This window comes from Streptosporangium sp. G12 (genome assembly GCF_052983175.1).
In genome coordinates this window covers 258513-282527 of the sequence record NZ_JBRIQO010000004.1, presented here as the reverse complement: position 1 = coordinate 282527, position 24015 = coordinate 258513, and the positions used below count along the sequence as shown (strand labels likewise).

At 71.1% G+C, this 24015-nt stretch carries 21 protein-coding genes; 14 read left to right on the top strand and 7 right to left on the bottom strand.

What is annotated here, in order from left to right:
- Positions 1–343 precede the first annotated feature (343 nt).
- From ACVCAG_RS08315 to hutI, 3 genes are all read right to left on the bottom strand, one after another.
- Positions 344–1219 carry a helix-hairpin-helix domain-containing protein gene (locus ACVCAG_RS08315; RefSeq protein WP_440083110.1) on the bottom strand — a complete coding sequence of 292 codons (876 nt, stop codon included), beginning with the start codon at positions 1217–1219 and terminating at the stop codon, positions 344–346.
- 169 nt (positions 1220–1388) lie between these two features.
- Complete coding sequence (locus ACVCAG_RS08310) at positions 1389–2258, bottom strand: DegV family protein (protein WP_440083109.1); 870 nt, start codon at positions 2256–2258, stop codon at positions 1389–1391.
- Positions 2259–2449: 191 nt separating this feature from the next.
- Complete coding sequence (hutI, locus tag ACVCAG_RS08305; RefSeq protein ID WP_350974555.1) at positions 2450–3658, bottom strand: imidazolonepropionase; 1209 nt, start codon at positions 3656–3658, stop codon at positions 2450–2452.
- 833 nt (positions 3659–4491) lie between these two features.
- On the opposite strand from hutI, the gene ACVCAG_RS08300 reads away from it, so the two are divergent.
- From ACVCAG_RS08300 to ACVCAG_RS08275, 6 genes are read left to right on the top strand one after another with little or no spacing between them, the layout of a single operon-like run.
- Complete coding sequence (locus tag ACVCAG_RS08300; protein WP_440083108.1) at positions 4492–5376, top strand: STAS domain-containing protein; 885 nt, start codon at positions 4492–4494, stop codon at positions 5374–5376.
- Entirely contained in the window at positions 5376–5756 is a 381-nt protein-coding gene (locus ACVCAG_RS08295) for an STAS domain-containing protein (RefSeq protein WP_440083107.1), read from the top strand. The genes ACVCAG_RS08300 and ACVCAG_RS08295 overlap by 1 nt, the downstream gene beginning before the upstream one ends.
- Positions 5753–6154: an anti-sigma regulatory factor gene (locus ACVCAG_RS08290; RefSeq protein ID WP_362677378.1), complete on the top strand. Its 402-nt coding sequence runs from the start codon at positions 5753–5755 to the stop codon at positions 6152–6154. The genes ACVCAG_RS08295 and ACVCAG_RS08290 overlap by 4 nt, the downstream gene beginning before the upstream one ends.
- Positions 6142–7152, top strand: coding sequence for an ATP-binding protein (locus ACVCAG_RS08285; RefSeq protein ID WP_440083106.1), 1011 nt, complete (start codon positions 6142–6144; stop codon positions 7150–7152). Before ACVCAG_RS08290 ends, ACVCAG_RS08285 begins: the two co-directional genes overlap by 13 nt.
- The gene (locus ACVCAG_RS08280) at positions 7149–8831 is read left to right on the top strand and encodes an ATP-binding protein (RefSeq protein WP_440083105.1); all 1683 of its coding nucleotides are present in this window, start codon (positions 7149–7151) and stop codon (positions 8829–8831) included. Before ACVCAG_RS08285 ends, ACVCAG_RS08280 begins: the two co-directional genes overlap by 4 nt.
- A complete protein-coding gene (locus ACVCAG_RS08275; RefSeq protein WP_440083104.1) occupies positions 8824–10404 on the top strand; it encodes a SpoIIE family protein phosphatase in 1581 nt (526 codons plus the stop codon). Before ACVCAG_RS08280 ends, ACVCAG_RS08275 begins: the two co-directional genes overlap by 8 nt.
- A 52-nt stretch (positions 10405–10456) precedes the next feature.
- Here the strand turns inward: ACVCAG_RS08275 and hflX are convergent, their stop codons facing one another.
- Together hflX and ACVCAG_RS08265 are read right to left on the bottom strand one after the other, a co-directional pair.
- Positions 10457–11827, bottom strand: a complete 1371-nt coding sequence (gene hflX, locus ACVCAG_RS08270) for a GTPase HflX (protein ID WP_440083179.1) — start codon at positions 11825–11827, stop codon at positions 10457–10459.
- A 250-nt stretch (positions 11828–12077) separates the two neighbouring features.
- The gene (locus tag ACVCAG_RS08265) at positions 12078–12761 is read right to left on the bottom strand and encodes a DUF4097 family beta strand repeat-containing protein (RefSeq protein WP_440083103.1); all 684 of its coding nucleotides are present in this window, start codon (positions 12759–12761) and stop codon (positions 12078–12080) included.
- 244 nt (positions 12762–13005) lie between these two features.
- Here ACVCAG_RS08265 and aceB point away from each other — a divergent pair, with 244 nt between their 5' ends.
- From aceB to ACVCAG_RS08235, 6 genes are all read left to right on the top strand, one after another.
- Positions 13006–14592 carry a malate synthase A gene (gene aceB / locus ACVCAG_RS08260; RefSeq protein ID WP_440083102.1) on the top strand — a complete coding sequence of 529 codons (1587 nt, stop codon included), beginning with the start codon at positions 13006–13008 and terminating at the stop codon, positions 14590–14592.
- Positions 14593–14701: 109 nt separating this feature from the next.
- Complete coding sequence (locus ACVCAG_RS08255; protein WP_440083101.1) at positions 14702–15337, top strand: DUF1016 N-terminal domain-containing protein; 636 nt, start codon at positions 14702–14704, stop codon at positions 15335–15337.
- An 82-nt stretch (positions 15338–15419) separates the two neighbouring features.
- Positions 15420–16877: an FAD-linked oxidase C-terminal domain-containing protein gene (locus ACVCAG_RS08250; protein ID WP_440083100.1), complete on the top strand. Its 1458-nt coding sequence runs from the start codon at positions 15420–15422 to the stop codon at positions 16875–16877.
- Positions 16877–18193, top strand: a complete 1317-nt coding sequence (locus tag ACVCAG_RS08245) for an FAD-binding protein (RefSeq protein ID WP_440083099.1) — start codon at positions 16877–16879, stop codon at positions 18191–18193. Before ACVCAG_RS08250 ends, ACVCAG_RS08245 begins: the two co-directional genes overlap by 1 nt.
- A 1-nt stretch (position 18194) precedes the next feature.
- Complete coding sequence (locus ACVCAG_RS08240) at positions 18195–19442, top strand: heterodisulfide reductase-related iron-sulfur binding cluster (protein ID WP_440083098.1); 1248 nt, start codon at positions 18195–18197, stop codon at positions 19440–19442.
- Between the two features lie 115 nt (positions 19443–19557).
- Entirely contained in the window at positions 19558–20328 is a 771-nt protein-coding gene (locus tag ACVCAG_RS08235; protein WP_440083097.1) for an IclR family transcriptional regulator domain-containing protein, read from the top strand.
- Between the two features lie 170 nt (positions 20329–20498).
- Here ACVCAG_RS08235 and ACVCAG_RS08230 read toward each other — a convergent pair whose 3' ends face one another.
- Positions 20499–21428, bottom strand: a complete 930-nt coding sequence (locus tag ACVCAG_RS08230) for an SPFH domain-containing protein (protein WP_440083096.1) — start codon at positions 21426–21428, stop codon at positions 20499–20501.
- A 201-nt stretch (positions 21429–21629) separates the two neighbouring features.
- Here ACVCAG_RS08230 and ACVCAG_RS08225 point away from each other — a divergent pair, with 201 nt between their 5' ends.
- Together ACVCAG_RS08225 and ACVCAG_RS08220 are read left to right on the top strand one after the other, a co-directional pair.
- A complete protein-coding gene (locus tag ACVCAG_RS08225) occupies positions 21630–22229 on the top strand; it encodes a sigma-70 family RNA polymerase sigma factor (protein ID WP_440083095.1) in 600 nt (199 codons plus the stop codon).
- Positions 22226–23305, top strand: a complete 1080-nt coding sequence (locus ACVCAG_RS08220) for a CU044_5270 family protein (protein ID WP_440083094.1) — start codon at positions 22226–22228, stop codon at positions 23303–23305. Before ACVCAG_RS08225 ends, ACVCAG_RS08220 begins: the two co-directional genes overlap by 4 nt.
- Positions 23306–23464: 159 nt before the next feature.
- Here ACVCAG_RS08220 and ACVCAG_RS08215 read toward each other — a convergent pair whose 3' ends face one another.
- Positions 23465–24001, bottom strand: a complete 537-nt coding sequence (locus ACVCAG_RS08215; RefSeq protein WP_447189641.1) for a hypothetical protein — start codon at positions 23999–24001, stop codon at positions 23465–23467.
- Positions 24002–24015: the final 14 nt, after the last annotated feature.

Sequence of the window (24015 nt, the reverse complement as noted above, 5' to 3'; positions counted from 1 at the left end):
GAAGGCGACCGACCCCGCCACCGCGGCGGCGCATCCCAGGACCGCGATCGCCGCGTTCCGCCGGGTCGCCGCCCCCTGTGCCCGGGTCAGGACGGCCACGGTCAGGGCACCCGTGGCCATGAGACCGGCCGTCACCGCACCGGTCGCGGCTGAGCAGCCCAGCAGGACGAGTGCGGTCATCCATGAGACCGCCGCCGGCAGGACCAGATGCGCGGCATGCGCACGCCATCCCTTTCCTGAACCGCCCAGGATTCCCGGCCCCTCGGACCCGCCGGCGTGTGCGGAGCCACCCGAGCCTCCGGCCGTGGCGAACCGCGTCACGACCGTCCTCGCGACCGAGGTGTCAAACACGGGCTCTGTCCCGCATCTCGGCGTACTTCCGGTCACCTATCCCGCTCACGTCGCGAAGCTGCTCGACGGAGCGGAAGCCGCCGTGCGCGTCGCGGTATTCGACGATGCGCCGGGCGAGCACCTCGCCCACGCCCGGTAGCTCCTCGAGCTGCTCGGGGGTGGCGGTGTTGAGGTCGACGACGGCGGTGGCGGGATCTGCCGGATTCACCGGAGTGGGCGCCGCCGCGACGGCGGCCGTGCCGGAAAGGCCGACGACGATCTGCTCGCCGTCGACGAGCCTGCGCGCGAGGTTGAGGGATCCCGTGGCGGCCGCTCCACGGACGCCCCCGGCCTCCTGGAGCGCGTCGGCGACCCGTGAACCGCCGGGCAGCGTGACCACCCCGGGCCGGCGGACCTTACCCGTCACGTGAACGGTCAGCTCGGCGACCGGCGTGGACGCCTGCCGCGAAACGGTGACGGGCGCCGACAGCGGTGACCCGGCGATCGGCATCGGCGGGGCCAAGGGCTCGGGCTCCGGCTGGGACCGCCAGGCGTACACGCCGCCCGCGACGGTGGCCACCAGGGCGACGAGCAGCAGGAGGCGCAGCCCCGGGCGGTCAGGACCGAGCGCGACCTTCTCGGTGGCCACGACCTTGCGAAGCGCCTCGAAGGACGGAGGGATCGGCGCCGAACGCATGCGCGCAGCGGGACCGTCGTGGACGGCGTCCTCCGGCTCGCCCTGACCGCCGGCCCGCGCATGCCTGCCCCGGCACGGCGTGCCGGCCGGACGGCACGGCGGGGGCACCCGGTCGGGTGATCCGCTCCCGGTCAGGATCCGCAGTCGCGACTCGGCTTGGAACCGCTCGGTGTTCTGGCCTGTGGTCCGCACCCGCAGGACGTTACGGAGACGGCGGCGGGCGCACTTTCACCGAATCTCGTTCTGGGGATAAGGGGACGACCGGCGGAGGGCGGGGACACAGGTCGGCCTGATCGGCGCGCGGGTCATCAGATGGATCCGAAGACCATACGGGTTCGAAGACGACACGGATCGGCCGACCTCACGGATCGGTGGACACCAGAGGCTCGCCCGCGGAGATGGTGATGCCGAGCATGCCTGGACCGACGTGCGCGCCGATCACCGGGCCGACCTCGACGACGATGACCTTGGCGAGGGCGGGAATGCGCCGGTGCAGTCGTGCGGCCAGGGCGTCCGCGCGGGACCGGGCGGCGAGGTGCTGGACGGCGACCTCCACCGGGCCCGTACCCGCGGCCTCGACCGCGAGGTCTTCGAGGCGGGCGATGGCACGGCTCGCCGTACGGACCTTCTCCAGGGGAACGATCGCGCCGTCGGAGATGTGCAGAATCGGCTTGATCATCAGTGCCGAGCCGAGGAGGGTCTCCGCCGCGCCGATCCGGCCTCCCCTGCGGAGATACTCCAGGGTGTCGACGTAGAAGAAGCTGCGCACCGACTCCGCGCGGCGGCGGGCGGCGTCCGCCGCCTCGGCCCGTGTCGCGCCCGCAGCGGCGGCGCTCGCGGCGGCGAGGACGGGGAACCCGAGACCCATGGCGATGGACCTGCTGTCGACGACGTCGACCGGGACGGGGGAATGCTCGGCCCCCGCCCGGGCGGCCTCGACCGTGCCGGACATCTCCGCTGACAGGTGGATGGAGACGATGCCGGTCGCGCCCCGGGCCGCCGCCTCGTTGTAGGCGTCCGTGAAACGGCGCGGGGCGGGCATGGAGGTCGTCACCTGACCCCGTTCCCGCAGCATGTCGCCCATGCCCGCGCCCTCGATCCGCGGCATGTCGTCGAGCGGTCTGCCTCCCACGATCATCTGGAGCGGCACCACGACGATTCCCCTGCGGGAGACCTCCTCAGGAGGGAGGTAGGCGGTGGAGTCCGTGACGACGGCGACCGGTGGAGACATGCCCAGAGGTTACGCGGTGGAGATCACACGAAGGAGACGGGCTCGGCTCCTCCCCTGGTGAACGACTCCCCCGGTGAACGGCGAGGAGCCCTCGTGAACGGCGGGGAGCCGCGAGCGTGAGGGGAACGGCCGCTCGAGGGGAGGATCCGGCGGGCGAGGGTTCCGAGGGCGAAGCCTCCGGAAGGGGAGACCTACTGGACGGGGGTGCCGCCGCGCCAGACCCGGCGGGGCTTGAGTCCGAAGGCCCAGGCGAAGGCGCCCTCGTGGTCGGCGTCCCACTGGACGATGTCGGCCAGGCGGCCGGGGGCGAGGACGCCGCGATCGGGAGCGCCGAGGACCGTGGCACCACCGAGGGTGGCGGCCCGGAGGGCGTCGCCGACGCTCATGCCGAAGGCCGCGACGGCGAGGCTGATGACCAGGGACATCGAGGTGATGCCGCAGTGGCCCGGGTTGTGGTCGCTGCCGAGCGCCACCGTGACCCCCTGGGCGAGCATCCGGCGGACCGGGGGCAGGCTGCCACGCTGGAGGGCGGTCCCGGGGCAGACCACGGCGGGGACGCCGTAGCGGGCCAGTATCGCGATGTCCTCGTCGGTGGTGTGGTGGAGCAGGTCGGCGGAGGCGCAGCCGAGTTCGGCGGCGAGCTGGACGGCGCCGCGCCGGGTGTAGGCGCCGGCGTGCAGGCGTGGCAGCAGGCCGACGTTGCGTCCGGAGGCCAGGACCCAGCGGGCCTCCTCCGCGGTGAAGTGGCCCTCGTCGCAGTAGACGTCGACACCGTCGGCTCCCGCCGCGGCGGCGTCGGCGCACCAGGCGCCCACGGCCTCGACATAGTCGCGCTGGCGGCCGAAATACTCGGGCGGGACGACGTGCGCGGCCATGAAGGTCACGTGCACCCGCGGCATCATCGGCTCTTTCTCCAGCTCGCGCAGGAGCCGCACGTCGGCCAGCTCGCCGTCACGGGTGAGGTGGTAGCCGGTCTTGGCCTCGATGGTGGTGGTGCCGCTGAGCAGCCAGTCGCGGAGCCGCTCGCGGACGCCGTTGCAGAGCGTCCAGGGGTCGGTGCCGCGGGTGACCGTCACGGTGGAGCCGATGCCGCCGCCCGCCGCGGTGATCGCGGACGGGGTGGACCCGCTGGAGCGCATCGCCATCTCGGCGTAGCGGTTTCCCGCGTAGACCGGATGGGTGTGCGCGTCGATCAGGCCGGGAGTGACCAGCGCGCCGCCCAGGTTCTCGACATGGTCGACGTCGACGATGTCGTCGACGACCCCCGGCACGCTCTGCGGAAGATCCGCGGCGCGGCCGACCCAGGCGATCCGGTCGTTGTGGACGAGGATCGCCGCGTTGCTGAACACGTCGTTTCCGGTCCAGAGCCGGCCGATGTTGGTCAGGAGGCGGACCGTCATCGCATCACCGCCTTGTGTTCAGGGGAAGACACCTGGAGGAGGACCGCACCCGGACGGGGCGAGCCGCCCCGGACGTCGCCGGGCACCGTGCCCTTCAAGCCCGCTGTGAGTCCGGACGGCATCGGGGGGTCTCCTGCTCTCATCCGCATATCCGCTGTGCGGCGACAGTATCGCCGAGATCATGATCGGGCGATTTCAGTTCAGTTACGTTATTTCACAAGTCGGCCCGCTGTACAGGCTAATTGGGAAGAACGCCGCCCCTCCGCGACCGCACCTCACCCGTCGGCTCGACGATCACGCGTGGCGTTGAGCAACTTTCCACAGCTCAGACTACTTCTTCATCGCCCGTAACAGTAGCCACCAGAGCAACTTGCGTCATAACATCTCGCTAGATTTGCCTTATGGTAGCAATCCAAACCTTGGGCGACCACTGTCACTTTTGAGGCTTTTGTACGTTTTCGCCCTCTTGTAGTGCAGCCATATCGGGCCTCTCGGCGCAAGTTTCACCATTGAAACGCCGTTCGCCACCACTCTAGGCTGACATCCGGAAGGCTCACGCTCCTCGGCCCTTCTCCTCTACGCCTCCCCTACGACCTCCTGCGGTCCCCTTGCGGCCCCCCACTCCTCCCCGATCTTCCCCGGGCTCCGCGCGTGGTACGGCACCCTGAGATCACCCGCGAAGGTCGTGATGTGATACGGCCGCGCCGGCCGCTCGACCCGGTCGCCCCGCCCTTCCGAAGCTCTGATGACGAGCGGCCTGCCCAACCTCGAAAAAGGTCGTAAGCAGGACGTTCCATGTAGCCTTTCGTGCGAGTTGTCTCCAGGTCGTACGCATGGGAGTTGCCTTGTCCGTCCACGCGGACGCCGGTCGGCGTCGCATCGAAGAACTTTTCCAGGAGCACGAGGCGCGCGTCCTCAAGCGCTGGCTTGAGATCGCCCGTTCGGCCACCGGCGGCACCGGCAATCAGGCGGATCGCGGAGGTCTCACCGACCAGTTGGGCGAGCTCTACCAGGCGCTGCGCCAGTCGTTCGACGACTCCGGCGACCTCAGCGACCTGCGCGGCCTGCTCGCCGAGCTCTCCCGGGACCGTGCCCGCCAGGGTTTCACCCCGACCGAGACCGCGATCATGGTGTTCGGCCTGAAGGAGGCGCTCTACGAGATCGTCGAGGAGGACGGCTCTCCCGAGGCCGTGCGAGGTTTCATCTGGTTCTCCCGGGTAATCGACGACCTCGGGCTCTTCACCATGGAGAGCTACGCGGCGGCCAGGGAGAAGATCATCATCGATCAGGCGGAACAGCTGCTCGAGCTGTCCACCCCGGTGGTCAAGCTCTGGGAAGGCATCGTCGCGGTGCCGCTGGTCGGCACGCTCGACTCGGCCAGGACCCAGGTCGTCATGGAGAAGCTGCTGCAGACGCTCGTCGACACCGGCTCCGAGCACGCGGTCATCGACATCACGGGTGTGCCCGCCGTCGACACCGAGGTCGCCCAGCATCTGCTCAAGACCGTGGTGGCGGCCCGGCTGATGGGCGCCGAGTGCGTGATCTCCGGCATCCGCCCGCAGATCGCCCACACCATCGTCACCCTCGGCATCGAGTTCGGCGACATCGTGACCAAGGCCACCCTCGCCGACGCGCTGGCCCACACGCTGCGGGCGAGCGGGGTCAAATTCGTCAAGGGCGGGGAGTCCCGGATCGCGGTACGGACGGTGGAGAGCTGATGGATCGCGTCCCCATCCTCAAGCTCGGCGACATCCTGATCGTCTCCATCCAGATCGACCTGCAGGACATGAGCGTGCTCGCGCTCCAGGAGGACCTGTCGGAGAAGGTTGTCGAGACCGGCGCGCGCGGGGTGATCATCGACATCACCGCCGTGGAGATCGTCGACTCCTTCATCGGCCGGATGCTGGCCACCATCGCGGCGATCTCCCGCATGCTCGACGCCGAGACGATCGTCGTCGGCATGCGCCCGGCGGTGGCGATCACCCTCGTCGAGCTCGGCCTCTCCCTCGGCGGCGTGCGCACGGCGCTCAACCTCGAGAAGGGCGTCGCGCTGCTGAACCAGATCGAGAGCTCCCAAGCCTCCACGGCCGCCTGGTGACGACAGTGGAGGAGTTGCCCATCAACGTCAACGGCGACGTCGTGCTGGTCCGCCAGCACGTCAGGACCGTCGCCGTGAACGTGGGCCTGTCCCTGGTCGACCAGACCAAGGTGGTGACCGCGGCCAGCGAGCTGGCCCGCAACGCCCTGGTGTACGCGGGAGGCGGGCAGGTACGGGTCGAGGTCGTCCACAAGGGCATGCGGCGGGGCCTGCGGATGGTGTTCAGCGACAACGGGCCCGGCATCCCGGACATCGAGCAGGCGCTGACCGACGGGTGGACGACCGGCGGAGGCCTCGGTCTCGGCCTCAGCGGCTCCCGCCGCCTGGTCGACGAGTTCGACCTGGAATCGACTCCCGGTGAGGGCACATTGATCACGGTGACGAAATGGGCACGCTGATCCACTCCCAGCACGACACCTGGGTACGGGCCGAGGACGCCAGCGCGATCGGCGCCCTCCGCCGTACCGCCGTGACGCTCGCGGAGATCCGCGGGTTCGGCGAGGAGGACACCGGGCGGGTCGCCGTCGCGGTGAGCGAGGCCGCGTCGAACCTGGTCAAGCACGCGACCGAGGGCGTGATGCTGATCCGCCCGCATCCGGAGCTGGACTCGGCCGTGGAGGTCCTCGCGATCGACCGGGGGCCGGGAATGCGGGACGTCTCGCGCGCCCTGCGCGACGGCTACTCCACCACCGGCACGCTCGGCATCGGGCTGGGCGGCATCGCCCGGATGGCCAGCGGGTACGAGGTGCACTCGATACCCGACCGGGGCACCGTGCTCGGCATGTACTTCGTCGCTCAGGACGCCTCGCGTCCTGCGTGCCGGGTGAGCGGCCTGACCCGCCCGATCGGCGAGGAGACCGTCTGCGGCGACGCGTTCGTGATCATCGAGGAGGGCACCGCGACGACCGTGATGCTCTGTGACGGCCTGGGCCACGGCCCCGCGGCCGCCCAGGCCTCCCAGGAGGCGGTACGGCTGTTCCTGCGGCACGCCGACCTCGCCCCGGTCACCGTCCTGGAGCGCATCCACGCAGGCCTCGGCCACACCAGGGGCGGCGCGGTCGCGGTGGCCCGCGTCGACGGCGCCGCGGGCACGGTGAGCTTCGCCGGCCTCGGCAACGTCTCCGCGTGGATCGCCCACAACGACGGCCGCCAAGGAATGATCTCCGTCCCGGGCATCGCCGGGCACAAGGCCAGGACCCTGCGCCAGTACGAGTACGCACTCCCCCGGCACAGCGTCGTCCTGCTCCACTCCGACGGCCTGACCGAACGCTGGGACATCACCTCCTATCCCGGGCTCGTCACGCGCCTCCCCTCCGTCGTCGCCGGCACGCTGCTGCGTGATGCCGGGACCCGCAGGGACGACGCCTGCGTGGTCGCCGTCAGGCCGGGCGTATGACCGGGGACGAGCTGGTCCGGATTCACGTCCAGGACGACCAGGACGTCTTCGCCATGCGCAAGCTGGGCCGCGAGGTGGCGGAGAGCGTGGGGCTGGAGGCCCAGGACCAGATCCGGGTGGCCACCGCGCTGAGCGAGATCGGCAGGGAGTTCGTCGAGGCGGGCGCCGGCATCTCCGTCTCCTTCCGGCTGGAGCGGGACGCCCTGCTCGTCGCGGTCGACTTCTCGGCGAAGACCGACTTCCGTCCCTCGGGCGGCGTGACGCTGGCGGGGCGTCTCGTCGACCTCATCGAGCTCGATCCCGCCGAGGGAAGAATAAGCATGGTCAAACGGCTCCCGCAGGGCCGCAAGCCGAGACTCTCGGCGGAGGAGATCCGCGCCAAGATCGCCGCTTCGGCACCCACCACCGCCCTCGACGAGCTGCGCAGGCAGAACAGTGAGCTCGCCGAGACCCTGGAGGAGGTCCTGCAGCTCAACACCGAGCTCCAGGAGACCAACCAGGGGGTGCTGGCGCTCTACAACCAGCTGTCCGAGGAACTGGAGGAGACCAACCGCGGCGTCGTGGCGCTCTACGCGGAGCTGGACGAGAAGTCCGCGCAGCTCCGGGCGGCGAGCGACGCGAAGAACAGGTTCTGGGCCACCGTCAGCCACGAGCTGCGCACCCCCCTCAACTCGATCATCGGCCTGGTCCGCCTGCTGGTGGGACCGGGCGGGGATCCGCTGGCCGCCGAGCAGCTCCACCAGATCAACCTCATCGGCTCCTCGGCGGAGACGCTGCTGTCACTGGTGAGCGAGCTGCTCGACATGGCGAAGGCCGAGGCGGGGAGACTCGACCCCCAGCCCTCCATGGTCGATCTGGTGGCCCTGGCCGAACGGCTGCGCATGACGCTGCGCCCCACCACCGGCAACGACGAGGTGACGCTCACGGTGGAGGTCTCCCAGGCGCCGCAGGAGATGCTGGTGGACGAGGTGATGCTCACCCGGATCCTGCGTAACCTGCTCTCCAACGGGCTGAAGTTCACCGAGCGCGGCGAGGTCAAGCTGGAGGTGAACCTCGACGCGGCCACCCACGACCTGGTCTTCACCGTGACCGACACGGGAATAGGCGTGCCCGAGGAGCACCTGGAACGCGTCTTCGAGGAGTTCTTCCAGGTTCCCGGGCCGATCCAGGTACGGAGCAAGGGGACCGGGCTCGGCCTGCCGTACGCCCGGCGGCTGGCGGAGGCGCTGGGCGGCGCGCTGCACCTGGCCAGCGTCGCCGGGTCCGGCACCACGGCCACCCTGAGGCTGCCCTACCGGCACGACGGGGCTCCCGTGGTCGGCCGGTTGCTCATCGTGGACGACGACGAGGAGTTCCGCGCCACCGTACGCCGGATGCTCACCGGGTTCGCCGCGCACATCGACGAGGCCTCCGACGGGCTGATGGCGCTGGAGATGATGACGGCCACCCCGCCCGACCTCGCGCTGGTGGACCTGCTGATGCCCCGCCTCGACGGCACCGCGCTGATGCTGCGGATGTCGGACGACGAGCGGCTGCGCGAGGTTCCGGTGATCGTCGTGACCGTCGCCACATCGCGCCATGTCCCCGAGAGGGCACACATGATGATCTCCAAACAGGGGCTCCGCCGTGAGACCCTCCTGGAGGCGATCGAAAGCGCCCTCGGACCCGTGAATGGGTAACAACGGGGCGACGGTACTCGTCGTGGACGACACCCCGACCAAGCTGTACATCCTGTCGAGCTGGCTGCGGCGCTCGGGCCACCAGGTCGTACAGGCCACCGGCGGCATGGAGGCGCTCGTCAAGGTCAGGGAGCTGCGGCCCGACCTCGTCGTCCTGGACGTGCGGCTGCCCGACATCAGCGGCTACGAGGTCTGCGAGCAGATCAAGGCGGACCCGGCGACGTCCTCCATCCCGGTCATCCAGATCTCCGGGGCGGCGATCACCCCGGCCGACCGGGCGCAGGGCCTCGAACGCGGGGCCGACGCCTACCTGGCGGAGCCGGTCGAGCCGGACGAGTTCGCCGCGACGGTCGAGGCCACGCTGCGCTACTACCGCGCCCGGCAGCGGGCCGAGCTGATGGCCATGCGGCTGGCCGCCCTCACCGAGGTCACGCTCTCGATGAACGCCGCCGAGACGTTCGAGGAGCTCCTCGCCACGGCCGTCGAGGGAACCTCGCGAATCATGGGGAGGCAGGCGGGCACGCTCGCCCTGCCCCCTGACGGCCGGACCCGCAGGTTCTCCGCCTTCCCCTCGGAGGCCTCCGTCGCCAAGGTCGCGGCGCCGGACACGCTGCCCGGGTTGAGCGCGATGTCCCTGGGCGCCGCCGCCGGTACGCAGGTCTTCACGGTGCCGGCCGCCGAGTGGATGGAGCTGATGCCCGACGCGACGCTCAGTGGCGACGTCTCGGCCGTGGTCTGCCGCACCAAGCTGGGCAGACCTCCCGTCTACCTCGGGGTGGAGGGGACATCGCCACTCGACGCCGACGAGTCCAACGTGCTGCGCCAGCTCGGGCAGGCCCTCGCCCTGGCCGTGGACGCGCTGCGGGCGTACGCCGAGGAGCACGCGATCGCCCTCACCCTGCAGCGCAGCCTGCTGCCGACGCGGATCCCCGAGATCCCCGGGCTCGCGATCAGCTGGCGGTACCAGCCGGCGGTCGACAACGTCGAGGTCGGCGGCGACTTCTACGAGGTCCTGCGGATGGGCCGGCGGGTGCTCATCGCCATCGGCGACGTCCAGGGACACTCGCTGCTGGCCGCCACCGTCATGGCGGAGCTGCGCCACGCGCTGCGCGCCTCCGTCATCGGCACCTCGGACCTCGGCGCGTCGATGGCGCTGCTCAACGAGGTGCTGCGGCGCTACCACCCCGGCATGACCGCCACCGTGTGCCTGCTCCTGCTCGACCCGGCGACCGGGGAGATGGAGATCGCGAACGCGGGGCACATCCCGCCCCTCTTCATCGCGGACGACCAGGCCGGCTATCACCGCCTGGGCAATCTGCTGCTGGGAGTGGCAGAGGAGACCTACCGGGTCGACCGGGTGAACATCCCCGAGGGAGGCTCGGTGCTGATGTTCACCGACGGGCTCATCGAGGACCGCGACAAACTGCTCGACGAGAGCCTGGAGATCGTGCGGCACCTGGCGGAGCGGGTGGAGGAGGACCAGGAGGTCTTCTGCGACCGGCTGATCGAGCGGTTCGGCGCCAGGGAGGACGACGTGGCGCTGGTGATGTTCCGCCGCGGGGCGCGTCGCTGAGACCCTTCGCCGTACCGTCCCGAAGGACGGTACGGCGTGCCGGAAGCGCGGGTCAGACGGCGGTCTCGACCGGCTTGGCGGTCTTCTCCAGCTCGGCGAGGAGGCCGGGCAGGACCCTGGCGTGCAGGACCGTGCCGTCCCCGGTGTGCTCGACGCCGAGGACCTCACCCTCCTTGTGCGCCCGGGAGATCAGGTCGCCGCGCTCGTACGGCACGAGAAGCCTGACCTCCTGGTCGAATCGGGGCAGCTCCCGCTCGATCACGGCCCTCAGCTCGTCGAGCCCGGCACCGGTGCGGGCCGAGACCACGACGGTGTGACTCTCCTTCGCGGTCAGCTGGGCCAGCACCACCGGGTCGGCGGCGTCGGCCTTGTTGATGACCACGATCTCGGGGATGTCGCGGGCGCCCTCGATGTCACCGATCACCTCGCGCACCGCGGCGAGCTGCGACTCGGGGTCGGGGTGCGAGCCGTCGACCACGTGCAGGATCAGGTCGGCGTCGCCGACCTCCTCCAGCGTGGAGCGGAACGCCTCGACGAGCTGGTGCGGCAGGTGCCGGACGAACCCGACGGTGTCGGCCAGCGTGAACAGGCGGCCGTCGGGCGTGTGCGCCCTGCGGACCGTCGGGTCGAGCGTGGCGAACAGGGAGTCCTCGACCAGCACTCCCGCGCCGGTCAGCCGGTTCAGCAGCGAGGACTTGCCCGCGTTGGTGTATCCGGCGATGGCCACGGCGGGGACCTCGCGCTGCAGGCGCCGCGAGCGCTTGGTCACGCGGGCGGTGGTCATCTCGCCGATCTGGCGGCGCAGCTTGGCCATCCGCTCGCGGATCCGGCGGCGGTCCAGCTCGATCTTGGTCTCACCGGGGCCACGACCGCCCATGCCGACGCCGCCCGCGGCGCGACCGCCGACCTGGCGGGACAGGTTGCCACCCCAGCCTCGCAGGCGCGGCAGCAGGTAGTTGAGCTGCGCGAGCTCGACCTGCGCCTTGCCCTCGCGGCTCTTGGCGTGCTGGGCGAAGATGTCGAGGATCAGCATGGTCCGGTCGATGACCTTGACCTTGACGATCTCCTCCAGCTGGCGGAGCTGGCCGGGGCTCAGCTCTCCGTCGCACACCACGGTGTCGGCACCGGTGGCGGAGACGATGTCGGCGAGTTCCTGTGCCTTGCCCGAACCGATGTAGGTCGCGGTGTCGGGTTTCTGCCGGCGCTGGATCAGCCCCTCCAGCACTTCCGAACCCGCGGTCTCGGCGAGGAGCTTCAGCTCCAGGAGGGAGTTCTCGGCGTCGATCGCCGTTCCGGAGGTCCAGACGCCGACCAGGACGACCCGCTCAAGCCGCAGCTGGCGGTATTCGACCTCGGTGACGTCTTCCAGCTCCGTGGAGAGGCCCGCCACCCGGCGGAGTGCCTGGCGCTCGGCCAGATCCATCTCGCCGTTGTCGAGCAGGTCGTCGAATCGGTCGATGTCCAGCGGCTCACGAGTGTCTATGTCGTCGCTCCATTCAGATGGTTGGTGCTTACGCGTTCTTCTCATATGAGTGAACGCCCGAACACCCCGGGTCTCTTCCCCCCGATGGTGCCATGGGAACCCCTACGTCATCACCTGGTTATCACCACTTCGTCCCCGCGGGGCCCAGGCGCCCCGATCGGGCTCCGGGGAACGTCCCGGGGTCGTGACGTCAGGGAAGCAGGACCTGGGCGTCACCGGAGCCGGTCTTCAGCGTGACCTTGCGGGGCGAGGCGGGATCCTTCGTCACCTCCACGGCCTCGTCGCCGGAGCCGGTCTCGGCGGTGACGTCGTAGCCGCCCTGGGGAAGGTACGCGACGACGTCGCCGCTCCCGGTCTCGATCCGCACCCCCTCGGGCGCGGCGGAGAATCTCGCCTCGACGTCGCCGGAGCCGGTCTCGGCGGTGAACCGCTTGGAGGTGAGGCTGCCGGCCTCGATGTCGCCGGAGCCGCTCACGGCGTTCACCTCCCCGGTCAGCCCGCGCATCGTGATGGTGCCCGAGCCGGTGTCGAGCTTGGCCGTGAGGCCCCGCGGGATCTCGACCTTGTAGTCCACCGTGCAGTTCCCGCGGCACTCGTCGCGCAGGGTGAGTGTGCCGCCGTCCACCGGGTGCCGGGGGGTGGGCTTGTCGCCGCGCCAGTGGATGGTCTCGGTCACGTGGACGGCCGTCCGGTCCGACTCGGTGACCACGATGTCGCCGGAGCCGGTGGCGACGTCCAGGTTCGTCAGCTTGGCGGTGACGTCGTAGGAGACGACCTCCTGCTGCCGCTCGCGGAAGTCGAGGGCGAGGTCGCATCCCGAGAGCACGAACACCGACCCCAGGACCGCTCCGGCGACGAGCATGTTCTTCCTCATGCGCTCAATCCTCGATTTCCCGGGAAGCCCTCGCTCCCCATGTGCGACCGGTCCGTTCTCCCCCTCTGCCGAGGGCGCTGACCTCACTCTGTCCGAGTCCGCCTCCCAGATCATCGGGGAACTCCCCGAGCGAGCCCTGAGGAAGACCCTGCCTTTGACCCACAACCGACCCTCAAGTAGCGTCGATTCCACAATTCAGAATTACTTTTCCACTCTGCGGAAAATTGCACGGAAAGAGGGACCCATGGACGGTGTGGAGATCGGCGGCCCCATCCAGGACCGCTTCGACGAGATCCTCACGCCGGAGGCACTGGCCTTCGTGGCCACCCTCCAGCGTGAGTTCGACGGCCGGCGCCTGGAGTTGCTGGAGGCCCGCCAGGCCCGCCAGGCGGAGCTGTCGGCGGGCGGCACCCTCGACTTCCTGCCCGAGACCCGGCACGTGCGCGAGTCCGAGTGGCACGTCGCCCCGCCCGCGCCCGGGCTGGTGGACCGCCGCGTGGAGATCACCGGCCCCGTCGACCGGAAGATGACGATCAACGCGCTGAACTCGGGTGCCAAGGTCTGGCTGGCGGACTTCGAGGACGCCAACGCTCCCACCTGGGAGAACACCATCGGCGGCCAGCTCAACCTGCGCGACGCGCTCGACCGGACCCTGGACTTCTCCGCCGGGGAGAAGAGCTACACCCTCAAGCCGGACACCGAACTGGCCACCATCGTGGTCCGTCCCCGCGGCTGGCACCTGGACGAGAAGCACCTCACCCTCGACGGCAGGCCGTTCTCCGCCTCTCTCGTCGACTTCGGCCTCTACTTCTTCCACTCGGCGCAGCGGCAGATGGCCAAGGGCAAGGGCCCGTACTTCTACCTGCCGAAGATCGAGTCGCATCTGGAGGCCCGTCTCTGGAACGACGTCTTCGTCAGGGCCCAGGAACTGCTCGAGATCCCCCAGGGGACGATCCGGGCGACGGTGCTCATCGAGACCTACCCGGCCGCGTTCGAGATGGAGGAGATCCTCTACGAGCTCCGTGACCACTCCGCGGGCCTCAACGCGGGCCGCTGGGACTACCTCTTCAGCGTGATCAAGAAGTTCCGCACCCGCGGCCGCGAGTTCCTGCTGCCCGAGCGCAACGCCGTGACGATGACCGCCCCGTTCATGCGCGCCTACACCGAGCTGCTGGTCCGCACCTGCCACCGGCGCGGGGCCCACGCCATCGGCGGGATGGCCGCGTTCATCCCCTCCCGCCGCGATCCCGAGGTCAACAAGGTCGCCCTGGAGAAGGTCACCGCCGACAAGACCCGCGAGTCCGGTGACGGTTTCGACGGCTCGTGGGTGGCGCACCCCGACCTCGTGCCGATCTGCCGCGACGTCTTCGACGCCGTTCTCGACGACCGGCCGAACCAGCTCCACCGCCTGCGCGAGGACGTCTCCGTCTCCGCCGCCGACCTGCTCGCGGTCTCCAAGACCCCCGGCGACATCACCGAGGCGGGGCTGCGCAACAACGTGGACGTGGCGCTGCGCTACCTGGCCGCCTGGATGGGCGGGCAGGGCGCGGTGGCGATCCACAACCTGATGGAGGACGCGGCGACCGCCGAGATCTCCCGTTCCCAGATCTGGCAGTGGATCCACAACGGCATCGAGCTCGCCGACACCGGCGCCGTGGTGACCAGGGAACTGGTCGAGAAGATCATTGACGAGGAGCTCGCCAAGATCGAGGCGGAGCCCGGCTACGACGAGACCCTCTACGGCCAGGCCACCGCCCTGTTCAAGGAAGTCGCCCTGGACGACGACTTCGCGGAGTTCCTTACTCTCCCGGCGTATGCGCGTATGCCGTGACATGACCATTCCGACGGTGAGGAATCCTCATCCCCTGGCGGGGATTCCTCACTCCGAGCGGCCACCGGGGGCGGATGCGGACGTCGGGCCGAGTGGATACTTTGCGTGCATGAGCGATGACAGGAACGGCGAAGGAGCCGACCAGGGCGAGTACGAAGCGCTGCTCGACGCCGTCAAGCGCGAGATCATCGGCAGCAGGGGGCGGGTGGCACTGCTCACCACCGACACCGAGCTGATCCGGCAGTACTGGCGGATCGGCCGCCACATCCTCGACCGGCAGCCGGACGACGAGTGGGGAAGGAAGGTGGTGCCCAGGCTCTCGGCCGACCTGCGCGGCGCGTTCCCCGAGGCGACGGGCTACTCGCGGACCAACCTCCTCTACATGAGGGCCTTCGCGGCGGCCTGGCCCGACGCCATCCCGCAGACGGCGCGGCCGATTCCCTGGGGTCACCACATCGTCCTGCTGGATATGCTGGACAACAGGGCGACCAGGGAGTTCTACGCGCGCAAGACCGCGGACGAGGGATGGGCCAGGGGCGTCCTGATCACGATGATCAAGGGCCGGCTCCACCTGCGCATCCGCCGCTCCCCGGCGGGACCCGCCCGCACGCCGCCCTCCCCCGACTGCCGGGCGTCGCAGCGGGCGGCCGGCGAGCCCCGCTTCGCCGGTCTCGTGGACGAGGGTCCCAGGCACGGCAGGAACGCCGGCGCCGCCGCGCTGAGCGAGAATTCGAGACGAGGATGACGAGGGTGCCGTCCTCGATCGGCCGATGGAGGCCGGCGGGCACCGGCGGCGCCGGACCGCCGGGCACGCCGGAGGAGGAACGATGTCGACGAAGACCCTGGACGAGCCGGCCCGCAGGTTCGAGGAACTCCTCGGCCCCGGGTCGGTCATCACCGATCCCGTACGGCTGCGCACCTACGAGTGCGACGGGCTGACCCACCACCGGGTCACCCCCGGCGTCGTGGTGCTGCCCGAGAGCGCCGAGCAGGTCGCGGCCGTGGTGAGGATCTGCAACGAGTACGGCCTGCCGTTCGTGGCCAGGGGCGCCGGGACGGGGCTGTCGGGCGGCGCCCTGCCCCGGGCCGACGGGGTGCTGGTCGTGACCTCGAAGATGCGGCGGATCCTCTCCGTCGACCTGCCGAACCGGCGGGCCACCGTGGAGCCGGGGGTCACCAACCTGGCGATCACCGAGGCCGTCCGCGACCTGGGCCGCTACTACGCGCCCGACCCCTCCAGCCAGCAGGTCTGCACGATCGGCGGCAACGTGGCGGAGAACTCCGGCGGCGCGCACTGCCTGAAGTACGGCTTCACCGTCAACCACGTGGTCGGCCTGGAGATCGTCACCCCCGACGGCGACATCGTCGAGCTCTCGGACACCGACCCCGGCTACGACCTGCTGGGCGCGTTCGTCGGCTCTGAGGGCACCCTCGGCATCGCGACCAAGGTCGTCGTACGGCTGAGCAGGCTGCCCGAGTCCGTCACGACGCTGCTCGCGGCGTTCGAGGACATCGAGCGGGGCGGGCAGGCGGTGTCGGCGATCATCGGCGGCGGCATCGTACCCGCCGCGATCGAGATGATGGACGCCCTCGCCGTCGAGGCGGCCGAGGCGGCCGTGGCGTGCGCCTATCCCGAGGGCGCGGGGGCGGTGCTCATCGTGGAGCTGGACGGCCCCGCCGAGGAGGTCGCGCACCAGTTCGGCGAGGTGACGCGGATCTGCCGGGAGAGCGGCGCGTTCGAGATACGGGTCGCCGACGACCCGGCGGAGCGGGCCGCGATCTGGCGGGGCCGCAAGTCGGCGTTCGCCGCGGTGGGCCGGATCAGTCCCGCCTACATCGTCCAGGACGGCGTCGTCCCCCGGACCGCGCTGCCCGGGGTGCTGGCGAGCATCGACGCCCTCTCCCGCGAGTACGGCATCAGGGTGGCGAACGTCTTCCACGCCGGTGACGGCAACCTGCACCCGCTGGTGCTGTTCGACGACGCGGAGCCGGACGCGGAGGAGAGGGCGGAGATCGTCTCGGGGAGGATCCTCGACCTGTGCATCGAGCACGGCGGCTCCATCACCGGTGAGCACGGCGTCGGCGTGGACAAGTCCCGATATATGACCAAAATGTTCTCCGAGGACGATCTCAACACCATGCAGCTGGTGCGCTGCGCCTTCGACCCCCGCGGCCTGTCGAACCCGGGCAAGATCTTCCCGACCCCCCGGCTGTGCGGCGAGGTCCCCGGGGTCCGCAAGGGCGTGCACCCGCTGGTCGAGTCGGGACAGGCGGAGCAGTTCTGATGGGAGCACCGCTGGAGGCGGCTTTGACGGCACCGGTGAAGACACTGAGGGCGCTGCGCGAGACGGGCGTGACGATCAGGGAGGCGACCGCCGACGACGCGGTGGGCGGGGTGCCGCCGCGCTGGGTGGCCCTGCCGGAGAACGCCGGGGAGGTCGCCGCGCTGATGCGCGTCTCGGCCGCGCACGACCTGGCCGTGGTCCCGGTGGGAGACGGCACCAAGCTCGACTGGGGCAATCCCCCCGAACGGTGCGACCTGCTGATCGACACCTGCTGCCTGCTCCTGGGGAACGGGTCGGGGGTCGAGCACTCCTCGGGCGACCTCGTGGCGCGGGCCGGCGCGGGGCTCCCCCTCGACGTCCTCAACGAGACGCTCTCGCGCTCGCGGCAGGAACTCGCCCTGGACACCCCCCTGGGCACCGGCACGGTCGGCGGCACGCTCGCCACCGCGGTCGCCGGGCCCCGCAGGTTCCGCTACGGCACCGCCCGCGACCTGCTGATCGGCATCACGGTCGTGCTGGCCGACGGCACGATCGCCACCTCGGGCGGCAACGTCGTCAAGAACGTCGCGGGCTACGACCTGGGCAAGCTCTTCACCGGCTCGTACGGCACGCTCGGCGTCATCACCGAGGCCGTCTTCCGCCTCCACCCGATCCCGGCCGACCGCCGCTGGGTCACCGTGGACCTGCCCTCCTCCATCGGGCCGGGTTCTCCCACGGCGAAGGACGCGTCGGCCGCGCCGGTCGCGCTGTCCGCGCTGGTCGCCGAGCTCGCGGCCTCGCAGGCCGAGCCGAGCGCCGTCGAGCTGGACTGGCCGGACCTCACCGGCGGGCCCACCGTGTCCGCGCTCGTCGAGGGGGTGGCGGCCGGCGCCCGTGCCGAGGCCGTGCGCAAGACGATGGACGAGTACGGGAGCGCGCGGATCACCACCGAGGCGCCCGCCTGGTGGACGGTGCCGCCCGGTGAGGAGGTGCTGCTGGAGCTGCGGGTCCCGCCCGCCGCCGCGTACCCGGCGCTGCGGGCGGTCGCCACCCGCGGGCTGCCCGCGCGCGTGCGCGGGTCGGTGGCCTCCGCGGTCCTGCTGGTCGCCCTGCCAGAAAATGTCGGAGAGGCGGAGTTCGCCGGGTTCGTGACGGGCGTGCGCGACGACCTCCGGCGGCTCGGCGGCGGGCTGACGGTGCTCGCCGCGCCCGCCGCCCTCGCCCGCGGGATCGACCGCTGGGGCCCGTCGGGCGCCCTGCCGCTGATGCGACGGGTCAAGGAACGGTTCGACCCCGGCCGGAGGATGTCCCCCGGCCGGTTCGCGGGAGGGATCTGACGTGGACCCTGAGCTGATCAACGACTGCGTGCACTGCGGGTTCTGCCTGCCCTCGTGCCCGACGTACGTCCTGTGGGGCGAGGAGATGGACTCCCCGCGCGGCCGGATCCACCTGATGAAGCAGCACGTCGAGGGCACCCCGCTGACGCCGGAGATGGCCGGGCACTTCGACGCGTGTCTGGGGTGCATGGCGTGCGTGACCGCCTGCCCGTCCGGGGTGAGGTACGACCGGCTGATCGAGCAGACCCGGGCCGAGGTGGAGCGGGTGCACGTGCGGGAGCCGGACGACAGGGCGCTGCGGGCGCTGGTCTTCCAGCTGTTCCCCTATCCCCGGCGGCTGCGGGCGATGCGGCTGCCGCTGCGGCTCAGCGCCGGGCTGCGGCGGGCGGTCGCGCCGAGGCTGGAGCGGATCAACCCGTCCCTGGCGGCGATGGCCGACCTCGCTCCCCCGGCCGCCGCCAGGGTGCGGCTGCCGCGCCGGGTCGCGGCGCGGGGGACGCGCAGGGCCACGGTCGGGATGCTCACCGGCTGCGTGCAGGGGGAGTTCTTCCCGCAGGTCAACGAGGCCACGGCCCGGGTGCTCGCGATGGAGGGCTGCGACGTGGTGATCCCGCCCTCGCAGGGCTGCTGCGGGGCGCTGTCGCTGCACTCCGGCCAGGAGCGGCAGGCCCTGCGGTTCGCGAAGCGGACGATCACCACCTTCGAACGGGCGGGCGTCGACACGATCGTGGTCAACGCCGCCGGCTGCGGGTCGACGATGAAGGACTACGCGGAGATCCTCGAGAGCGAGGGCGGCGACTGGGCGGACAGGGCGCGGGCGATCAGGACCGTCGACCTGGCGGAGTATCTCGTCGCGCTCGGCCCGGTGGCCGAGCGGCATCCGCTGCCGCTCACCGTGGCCTACCACGACGCCTGCCACCTGGCCCACGCCCAGGGGATCCGGTCGGAACCCCGCAAGCTCCTGGACGGCGTCCCCGGCCTGGAGCTGAGGGAGATCGCCGAGTCGGCGATCTGCTGCGGCTCGGCGGGGACCTACAACCTGTTCCAGCCGGAGACCGCGAGGGACCTCGGTGACCGCAAGGCGGAGCGGGTGCTCGCCACCGGCGCCGACCTGCTGGTCTCGGCCAACCCCGGCTGCACCATGCAGATCGCCGCGGCGATCCGCCGCCGGGGCGCCGAACCCGTCCCCGTCGCGCACACCGCCCAGGTCCTCGACGCCTCGCTGCGCGGACTGGCGAGGGTGCCGTGAGCGGGGGGCTTTCAAGCGGCGGGGGCCTGGTGAGCGGGGGTCTCGTGAGTGGAGGTTCCGTGAGCGGGGGCCTGGTGAGCGGCCCGCCCGGCCGGTGCGGGATCGAGGGGGGCGCATGAGCGCGGTGCAGTCGGTCGACCGGGCGCTAGACGTGCTGGAGGCGCTGGCCGAGCGGGGCGGCGAGGCCGGGCTCTCGGAGATCGCGGCCGGCACCGGGCTGCCGTACGGGACGATCCACCGGCTGCTGCGCACGCTGCTCGCCCGGGGCTACGTACGCCAGGAGTCCGACCGCCGCTACGCCCTGGGCGGCGCGCTGGTGCGGCTCGGCGGGGTGGCCGAGCGCATGGTCGGCGTGTGGGCGCAGCCGTACCTGACGAGGCTGGTCGAGCTGTCGGGCGAGACGGCCAACCTGGCGGTGCTGGAGGGTGACTTCGTGGTCTACGTCGCCCAGGTGCCCTCTCCGAGGCGGCTGCGGATGTTCGCGGAGGTCGGTCGGCGGGTGCTGCCGCACAGCACGGCCGTGGGGAAGGTCCTGATGGCCGGCAGGGCGGACACCGAGGTGGCGTCGCTGGTCGAGCGGACCGGCATGCCGCGCAGGACCGCCAACACGATCACCGACCTTCCCGGCATGCTCGCCGAGCTGGAGCGGGTGCGAGAGCACGGGTACGCGATGGACCTGGGCGAGGAGGAGCTGGGCGTGCACTGCCTGGCGGTGGGCGTACGGGACGGGGCGCGGACGATCGCCGCGCTGTCGGTGTCCGGACCGGCCGAGCGCATCACCGCGCTCGACCGGCGGGACCTCGCCGAGGGCATGCGCAGGATCGCGCACGACTTCGGCGCCGAACTGGGCCCGGTCGTGCCCGACCGGGCGGACCGCACGTCATGAGCCGGTCCCCCGCCCCGGCGGATACGGCGTGAGGCGACCGCGGGATCATCCGGTGGCAGCCGCAGGACGAGGATTCAGGGGACCGGCACACCTTCTGCCCTGACTTCCTGCCCTGACTTCCCGGCCGTCCGCTTCCGGCGACGGCCGGGCGAGGGTTCCGGGCGCCGGGGTCAGCGGCCCTGAGGGGTGATGTTGAGGTCGCTGCCCTGCGGCACCGGCACCACGCTGACCTGTCCCTTCTGGATGGCCTGCCAGAGCACGGCGCCCTGCGGGCCGAGAACCCTGACCAGGTCCTTGATCGATTCGATCTCGGTGCGGACCTTGGCGTTGCGCTGGGTCTGCGCGATGTTCTCCGCCTTGGCCGCCTGCTCCGAGGCCAGCGCGGCGACCAGGGCCTCCGGCGGCTCGGGCTTCTGGATGGTCAGGGAGATGTCACCGCACTGCCCGCTGCCCCCGTAGTTCTGGTTGCAGAAGTAGTCGCCCCCGGCCGTCGCCTTGATGAACTCCCTGGCGAGCTGGCCGACCCGCGCCTCCCAGGCCTGCTTCACCTTCGGGTCGTTGAACAGTCCCCGCCACTCGAACTCCTGCGAGGCGGCGTCCATGGCGCGGTCCAGCGGCACCCGCATGTAGATGTTGAGCATCCGCCGCCAGCCGTCGGACGTCTCGCCCTCCTCGTAGTAGGCGCGGAACTTCAGCCCGATCTTCTCGTGGAACTGCTGGAGCGTCCTGCAGTCGGTGTTCAGCGTGAACGTCGCCACCCCGGACACGGTCATCTCCACGTTGTCCTTGGAGACCACGGACAACGGCTTGGACTCGGCGTCGTCCGCCTCGGAGAAGTCGAAGGTCCGCTGGCCGAACGGATAGGAGTATCCGTTGTCGCCGGGGCCGAGGAGCGTGGCGCCGCTGGAGGGGTTGACGCACCTCTCGAACTTGATGGCCTCGAAGACGCCGCCCGCGTAGTGCAGGACCACCTCGTCGGGCTGCGTGCTCACCCGCGAGCACGCGCTGAGGGCGAACCCGGAGACCACCAGCAGGGCGACCACGAGGAGGAACCCCTTCAGCAACAACCGCCTGCCGCCACCGGCCTTCTGAGCGCTCATCATCTCTCCCTTTGCACCCGTTCCGTGAAGGCGGAGCTTAGTGGCGGCCGATCACGGACGGTGGGGCCTCCGGCGACTCGACGCCCAAGGGAGACATATACATCTATGGAACCCGATGCAGGTGACCGGCGGAGTAGGAGGTGAGAGCGCGGACGCGCTCCGGTAAGGATGCACCGTGACAATGACTGGACGAAGCGGGTGGTGACACTGGGTCTCCCCCAACGGACCGGGGCCTTCCCGCCGCCCACACCCGCCGACGACACGACCGACGCGACACTGATCGGGGAGTCCCTGACGGACCCCGACCGGTTCGCGGGGCTCTTCGACCGCCACGCCGACGAGATCCACCGGTACGTGGCGCGACGGCTGGACGACGTGACCACGGCCGACGACGTGACGGCCGAGACATTCCTCGCGGCCTTCCGCAAGCGGGCCCGGTACGACCTCGGCCGCGTCGACGCCAGACCCTGGCTGTACGGGATCGCCTCCAACCTGATCTCCGGTCACCGCAGGTCGGAGACCCGCAGGCTGAAGGCGCTCGCCCGGCAGGCTCCCGAGCGCGCGGCCGAGTTCGAGGACCGCAGCGCCGAGCGCGTCACCGCCGACCGGCTCAGGCCCGCCCTCGCCGCCGCGCTGGCCGGGCTCGGCTCCGCCGAGCGGGACCTGCTCCTGCTGGTGGCTTGGGCCGACCTGACCTACGAGGAGGCCGCGCAGGCGCTCGGCATCCCGATCGGGACCGTCAGGTCCCGCCTCTCCCGCACCCGGACCAAGATCCGCCGCTCCCTGGAGTCACACAGATGAACGACGACGAGATCCAGCTGGTGGCCGCCATCCGGCCCGAGGCTTCCCCGTACGACGACCAGGCGAGGCAGGCGGCCCGGCGGGGGCTGGTCGCGGCCGCCACGCCGCAGGCCCGGGGTTGGCGGCCGCGGTGGCGCGGACCGTACGCGATGGCCCTGGCCGGGGCGCTCGCGGTGGCGGTGGGGGCGACCGCGATCACCCTGGCACGGGCTCCCGGCGGTTCGCCGGGCCCCGTGGAGGAGGTCGTGGTGACGATGCCCAAAATCGTCGCCGTCTCGGCGGGCGAGGTGCTCGACAGGGCGGCGCGGGCGACCGTGCGGACGGACCTGGCGCCGCGTGACGACCAGTTCGTCAAGGTCGAGTCGGAGACGATGTACGGCTTCTACGGCGACGAGGCCACGAACGCGGAGACGGGTGAGGCCGGCGGGGGGACCCGCTACCTCTACCGGACCAAGCGGGCCATCTGGCTGTCGGCCGATGGGACGAGGAACGGCGTGGTGCGGATCGAACACCTGGAGCCCAAGGCCTACCCGGGCTGGCCGATCCCTGAGAGCGCGTACGAGCGGACCGGCGTCGAGACGCTCCCGCTGGTGAACTGCGGGAAAACCCCCGACTACATGCGCACCGACCACGCCGCGCTCAAGAAGCTCCCCACGGACGTCGAGGGGATGCGCGCCCACCTCTACACCGGCGACCGGGGTGGCAACTCCAAGGACGGGGCGGCCTTCACCGCGGCGGGCGACATGCTCAGGGAGACCTACATGCCTCCGGCGCAACGGGCGGCGCTGTTCAAGGCGGTGGGCACCATCCCCGGGGTCGACGTCACCGAGCGGGCCGAGGACGCGGCGGGACGCCAGGGGATCGGCGTCGGCCGGGTCGGCGTCGGCGGCGTCAGGGAGGATCTGATCTTCGACGCGAAGACGTACGAGCTGCTCGGCGAGCGCGGGATCGTGGTCGACGAGAAGGCCGCCAGGTCTCCCAAGGGCAGCCTGGTCGCCTCGACCGCCCGGCTCTCGGTCACCGTGGCCGACGAGGCTCCCGAGGCGGAGATCACGGAAGCGGACAAATGCGGCTGACAGCCGCCCTCCCGGTCCCGCCCGCACCGCGGGCCAGGGGTTCCCGGCGCCGCTGACCGGCCGAACGGTGCGCGAGACGGGCCTCCGGTTCTCCGGCCCCGCCTGCCGGCCGGACGGTGCGCGAGACGGGCCCGGGGTTCCCTGCCCCGCCCTTCGTGGTCAGGCGTGAACGCTGTGGACGGGGGATCCGTCGGCCGCGCAGTGGACCTCGACCTTGACCTCGTCCTCCTCGGACTCGAACTCGACGCGGGCCCGGTACGCGGGTCCGCGCTCGACGTCGTCGGCCTGGAATCCCTGGGCGGGGCTCCAGGACCGGAGGGTGACCAGGCCGTTCTCGCACCGGGCGATGACCTTGCCGCCCACCGTGGTGATCAACCGGCTCTTGCCGGGCTCCGCGACGGGCGTGGCGGTGGTGGTGACGGTGACGGTCGGCGCGGGAGTGGGCCCGGCGGGGTCCGGGGTGCCCTCGGCGGGAGGAGCGGACGAGGGAACGGAGGGCGGAACGGACGAAGGAAGGGCGTTGGGCAGGGACGAGGCGAGGGCGAGCGCCTCGTCGACCTCGGCGGCGGAGAGCGGCCGGAGCCCGGTGTCCGTCAGCGGCTCGCTGAGCCGGTCGATCACCGCCACCCCCACTCCGATCGCGAGGAGCCCGGTGATCAGCCACCCGGCCACGACCAGGGAAAGACGCTTGCGCATGCCCTCACTGTGCC